Origin of the sequence: Paraburkholderia sp. IW21 (assembly GCF_041321145.1) — a bacterium.
GTDB lineage: Bacteria > Pseudomonadota > Gammaproteobacteria > Burkholderiales > Burkholderiaceae > Paraburkholderia.
Genome location: NZ_JBGGWA010000027.1, coordinates 1 through 5,447 on the forward strand (window position 1 = coordinate 1; position 5,447 = coordinate 5,447).

7 protein-coding genes are annotated in these 5,447 nt (G+C 55.2%); 2 read left to right on the forward strand and 5 right to left on the reverse strand.

Features of this window, described 5'->3' with window-relative positions; all coding sequences use genetic code 11:
* Window positions 1-783 precede the first annotated feature (783 nt).
* Window positions 784-1,497 carry an IS6 family transposase gene (locus tag ACAX43_RS32780; protein WP_370712465.1) on the forward strand — a complete coding sequence of 238 codons (714 nt, stop codon included), beginning with the start codon at window positions 784-786 and terminating at the stop codon, window positions 1,495-1,497.
* A 181-nt stretch (window positions 1,498-1,678) separates the two neighbouring features.
* Here the strand turns inward: ACAX43_RS32780 and ACAX43_RS32785 are convergent, their stop codons facing one another.
* The 5 genes from ACAX43_RS32785 to ACAX43_RS32805 all read right to left on the reverse strand — a co-directional run bounded on the left by ACAX43_RS32785 (window position 1,679) and on the right by ACAX43_RS32805 (window position 5,170).
* Window positions 1,679-2,158 carry a hypothetical protein gene (locus tag ACAX43_RS32785; RefSeq protein ID WP_370712466.1) on the reverse strand — a complete coding sequence of 160 codons (480 nt, stop codon included), beginning with the start codon at window positions 2,156-2,158 and terminating at the stop codon, window positions 1,679-1,681.
* Window positions 2,159-2,790: 632 nt separating this feature from the next.
* Window positions 2,791-3,156, reverse strand: a complete 366-nt coding sequence (locus ACAX43_RS32790; protein WP_370712467.1) for a hypothetical protein — start codon at window positions 3,154-3,156, stop codon at window positions 2,791-2,793.
* Between the two features lie 58 nt (window positions 3,157-3,214).
* Complete coding sequence (locus tag ACAX43_RS32795) at window positions 3,215-3,670, reverse strand: hypothetical protein (RefSeq protein ID WP_370712468.1); 456 nt, start codon at window positions 3,668-3,670, stop codon at window positions 3,215-3,217.
* Between the two features lie 692 nt (window positions 3,671-4,362).
* Complete coding sequence (locus ACAX43_RS32800) at window positions 4,363-4,734, reverse strand: hypothetical protein (RefSeq protein ID WP_370712469.1); 372 nt, start codon at window positions 4,732-4,734, stop codon at window positions 4,363-4,365.
* Window positions 4,735-4,780: 46 nt separating this feature from the next.
* Window positions 4,781-5,170 (reverse strand): hypothetical protein, encoded by a 390-nt coding sequence (locus tag ACAX43_RS32805; protein ID WP_370712470.1) that lies wholly within the window; start codon window positions 5,168-5,170, stop codon window positions 4,781-4,783.
* Window positions 5,171-5,187: 17 nt separating this feature from the next.
* Here ACAX43_RS32805 and ACAX43_RS32810 point away from each other — a divergent pair.
* On the forward strand, window positions 5,188-5,447 hold a 260-nt coding region (locus tag ACAX43_RS32810), incomplete at its 3' end, for a hypothetical protein (protein ID WP_370712471.1).

A 5,447-nucleotide genomic window follows, 5' to 3' on the forward strand; every position in this document is an offset into this window, starting at 1 on the left:
GGTGTTACGCGATAAACCCGTTTGCCTCGCTATCTCCCGCACCGCCGTCCCGCGCCGGGCCAATACCTTGATTTCCACTGCTTGCTCCTGAGTCAGCATCGGCGGCAAAAGCCGCCATCGTCTCCCAGGTGGGTCAGGTTTACTGCGGCGATGGGGTCATTTTTACATCGGCGCTAACAGGTAACGCCCCGAGCCCCGGTATGCCTGCCGGTCGGCTTGCCGGCACCCGGCTCGCGTTCGTCGTCGAGATAGTCCAGCGTATCGTTGACAGGTCGCAGTGGTCGATGCTTACCCGGTTCGGGCGACGGACCGTCGTCCTCATCTTCATCGGGATCTGTCCGGAAAGAATGCAAAGAGCATGCGTGTGCACCGTACCGGTTGAGCCGCACAAAATGCGGTGGCCCCTGCTCCCTGACCCGTGCAGTCAACCGCGGCTGGCGGCTACCACCGACCTCGGTGTCACGACAATCACATTCAAGCCAGCACTGAGGATATCTGCCGTCACGCATCTCGTTGAGGATGTCCGCCACGACCGCCGCATCGTGCGGTTCAGTGTCGCCGCCCGCGGAACAGAAGCGGCGCACGGACGCCACTTCGTCCTCGCCTAGTTCTCGCGCGGCAGGGTGAGGGGTTTTCTTCCGGATCAGGCGCATAGCGGGAACAGGGTGAGCAGACGATGAATGATTGTACTCATTTCGGCCGACCTTCAGCCGCAGGCTCTGTTGCAAATAGGATCGGCGAATCGGTTAAAGTTGTCGGAGCAAACCGAACTGATGACCCGCGATGAGCAAGCTGAAGAGTCTGGAGGAGTTGTTCGGTGGACGCCATTTTGATCGAGAGATCATCATTCTGTGCGTTCGCTGGTATCTGCGCTACAAGCTCAGCCTGCGCGATCTGGTCGAGATGATGGCCGAACGGAGATTACGGCTGGCTCACACGACGATCCTGCGCTGGGTGAGATGCTATACGCCCGAGTTCGTAAAACGCTGGAACCGCTTTGCTACGCCAGCCGGTCGCTCGTGGCGCGTCGACGAAACCTACATGAAGATTCGCGGCAAATGGGTCTACCTGTACCGGGCGGTGGGTCGGGCTGGCCAGACGGTGGACTTCATGCTCAGGGCGCAACGTGGCCGCGGCCAAAGCTTTTTCAGCAAGGCTATCAGGCATCAGGGCCAGTCGCCGGAGACCATCACGCTCGATGGCTACGCTGCCTCGCACCGCGCGGTGCGCGAGATGAAGGTCGATGGTCTGCTGCCTGCAGACACGAAGGTCCGGTCCTCAAAATATCTGAACAACGTGATCGAACAGGACCATCGTCACATCAAGTCCAGAACGAACGTGATGCTTGGAATCAAGCGATTCAGGAGCGCCGCGACCACAATTTCAGGTATCGAATTGACGCATCGCATTCGCAAGGGCCAGTTCGATCTCACGAAGCTCGGCCTCAAGGAAGCCACTGCGCCCGCCGCATGGAACGCGGTCTTGTCCACTCGATAAGTTATCTTGCCTATAGGAAACTTCTCAACCTGCTTTCCAATTTGCACCACAACCATATTTTCCTGTTCAAACCGCCTTGCGGCTTTTCCTACTAGTGGCCGACTGCGTAATCGCTCAGCCTCTGCGCTAGACCACATCCGGCGACGAAGGTAGTCTCCATCGCTGAGGTCAGTGGCGAATTTTAGGTCGGCTGCGGTCCGGCGCGGTCATGCGCCACTACACTATATTCGAGCAAGGCTATGGCACGATCCATCTCTTGGGTCAGGCCATAACTGAGCAAATTCAGGAAGTGGAATGCCGGAACGAGCAGCGCGAAGTCCCTAACCCAGGCGTCGAGATGCGACCACGCTGGAATAATAAGCATCGCGAACGCGACCAGAGCCGGAAAAAACCCGATCTTGTCTAGCGAACCGGCCAACATCGCTCCGCGCTTCTCGAACGCCTGCCTCTGATGCCGGTATTGGGTGAGCGTATATTCCAGAGCCTCGCGTTCACATCCGGCGAGCTCGTGCACTGAGGGCAAATCGAGCGACAATGCATCGTCCAGTGCTTCGAACAATGGTTCGAAAGGTGTGTGATACAACGTCCGGAAAAACGGCACTGAGAGCACGACGGGTGAAATTAGCATTGCGGTACCGAGCAGCGTGATCAGCAGGCTCATGGCAATCACAGTTTCGGCAAGTGGGTGACTGTCGAACACCCTGCTCATGAGCGCCATTATCGCGCACTCAGCTAGACCAACCAGAGCTAGCGTGCGGACCAATTTTTCCGCATTTTCAACGCGCGACACCCAAGGGCTCTGGGGACGTACCGGCCGCTTTCGCACGGTAAGCTGCTTTAATATGTCCCTCACCTCATCGATGTCTCGACGGCTGAGGGACGGTCGAACTTGCCGGTCCATATTTTCCTTTTCCTTGGCGTTTAAACGCCCCCGCTTTTATCGGATGTAGCGCGCGCTTGACTGTTCGCGGCCATCGCCGCTTCGTATGTCATGTCATGCCGCCAAGCTGTAAACCCGCCGCTCCCCCATCAATGGAAAAACCGAGTCGAGCAACCGTCTCATACGGCAGACCGGCGCCTTGCGCCAACTCCATTCAAAAGTACACTTGAATAGGCTGCGTTTGCTCCAGCAGTAACTTGTTCGCATAATCTTCAAGCACCGAAGCATCCCGGGTTTCACTGTTTGCCTTAGCCCTTTTTCTTGCGTCGGCTCCACGATAACTGTTGCGACGCACACTAACTGGATACGTAACCATAACCTTTCCTATGCCTTTAGTACGTTGCAGCGACGGTCTATTGAGTCGTGGTTGTCGCGACGCCGTTGTCCGGGCGTATATGAACGTCGTTAGTATGCACGACGCATCTGAACGTGATTGACGCCCCGCCCAACCGAACACCAGGAATATTAGACGTAGTTGTTTGCGTCACCAGTTCGAACTCTTTATCCATGGAAGCGCAAAACTGATTGCCCTCAACCATCAACTTTCCGCTCACCGCGCCCACGTCCCCGAAGATACCTGCCGTATTCGTCTTTGACGAATAGTAGGTATCTCCGCCGATCTTCGTTGGATGGGTGCTGGCACACCCGCCGATGAAAACAGCAGTAGAGAGCATAGCAACTCTCGTGACCAGACCCACCCCGTTTGCCATCTTCATCATTATGTTTTCCTGTGTGACCCGCGCGATTCGCGCGAGCGCTTTCCCGCCGCATCCCTCGTCAAGGCCGGAACTGGTCCCAGCCCGGCGGCCGTAAAGGTCGCTCGCCTCTCGGCACAAGAACAGGAATTACGTGCTCCCACAACCCGACCCCTTGTACATCAAGTCTGAATCTAAAGTTCAGCCATTGAGCCGAGCGGTCCGAAGCTATTTGGTCAACCTCCAGAACCTGCAACACACTCGGAACCAACGGATAAGCCTTCTTTTGTACGGCGTCATAGTACGGGACGCATGTCAATCGAATGACCTCAAGCTTGACCCAGCGTTGGAGCCACGGCGACTGTTCAAACGCGTCGAAATATTCCTTCAGGCGAGAACCCGCCTTTGGGTGAAACGGTGACTCGCCTTGCAACATCGACAACGTATTCTTGATCCGCTGCGGCAATGAGTCGAGTCCGGAGACCATGGCAATATCACCGTTCCGAACGAACAGATCATTAGCCGCGTTCGTCGCCATCGTTTGCCCGAGGTCGTGAGCGCTGGCGCGAGGGAAACTTTCCTATACCGTACAGATAAGCTCAATCGACGACCCTACCCGCCGCCACGCAGGTTCCTTTGCGAGGTGCCTGCCATCGCCAAGCGAATTATCTAGCAAGTAGCGATCGTATGGATCATACAGTATCGAAATGTTCGCTGAATTCAATCAGCGCTCGCAAATTGCCCTCGACAAAGTGATCAATTCGAACCGACCACTGTTTCCCGCTGGATCCCAGAAGCGTCTCCGACGCCAACGATCTCGGGCCCAAGAACAACGAGGTCGGACCCACGGAAGCACCCACGTCCCGCATTCAGTTCGGCACCTATAAACCGCTCGTGTTCTTCTTTCATTTGCCTAAGTACGTTCACCGTGTACTTAGCTTCGTCGCGGTCGATCTCGACGCTATGGGTTCCGCATAGCAAGATACCGTTACGGATGTCTTTACGCTCCTCGGGGCTCATATCCGGGGCATGACGGCGTCCCTTCGCCGCGGAGTTGATATGCGCAGCCACACCCACATCGATAACCGAGTTAGGCGAGTCATCACTCGGTCCCGCAGTAAGAGCACGGCAACTCGGCATTGAGCAGCCATAACCCGCCCGCATAGCGAGACGACTTCTCGTTGCGCTTGAGAACTCGGAGCCTTTTCGGTTATCACTCACAGTCTTTTCCTATCCAGCATCTTGCGTCGAAAACTGCACCTGCTCGTCGATACTCACAACCAGCGAAGTGCAATTCCTTGTGAGTTCAACGATTGCTGCATCGTCCACGCCCGTTGGCACGCCATCTTTGCTGACGCCATTCCTATGGACGCAGTCGTGCCTTGTTAGAACCGCCTTGAATAGCCATCCTATGTCACCGAAGTCAATTTCGAGAACGGATGCGTACATCGGCTTCACTTTCTTCAAATCATGGAAGATCAGTTCCTGCAGATACTTAGCGACCGTCAGCTTTAGTCCATCGAGGTGGCTGAAAATCTCCTTCAATATTAACGGCCGGTTCGCCAGCGCGGGATCGGTCACCACCAACTTTCGAATCAACATGTCGGAATTAACAACTGTACGAATGAAAGTGCCCGAAAGGTATGCCTCAACGGCAGTGACCACCTAGGCGTATATCATGTTGCACAGAGTCATCTTTAGATCGTCGGCCACCGGCGCTTGTGACGTTGCGGACAACATCCCGATACGTATTGAGTTGTTCCGAAAACTCTATTACCCACCGCAACTCGTCATCTGCATCGTCCGTTAACACATCAAACGTCAGTGACACGGCCCCATCGATTGACACACTGGCCTCACCAAACTTGCGTCTAATTTGTGCTTCAAAGTCTTTTCCACACCCGTCGCACTGGATAGATGCATAGAATTCCTCTTCACGGTCGCTTGCCGTGTCGGCAGATGGCTCCTCCGTGGTGACGTGCAAATTTTGATCAACAAATGCACCACAGGGACACGCAAACCCAACGTTCAATTCCATGTTCTTGATGTTTTCCGATGTTTCAATATTGTGTCAACGAAAATGCTTCAAAAGCCGCATGTTCCCTAACTGATTGGCAGATTTCGAGCATTCATCGCTTCTTTCCCAACCCTGGCAGTCCACCGGACACCACTAAGGAAGGTCTGCACAACCGGTTTCCTGCACGTCGCGCGGTTTGCTGCCCGCGTTGTAGTGGCGGCGAAGATGCTGGGACCTCGATCACAGTTTTATTCGAACCGTGGCAACGTGCGTTTGCCGAAACTCATGACATCTGCGC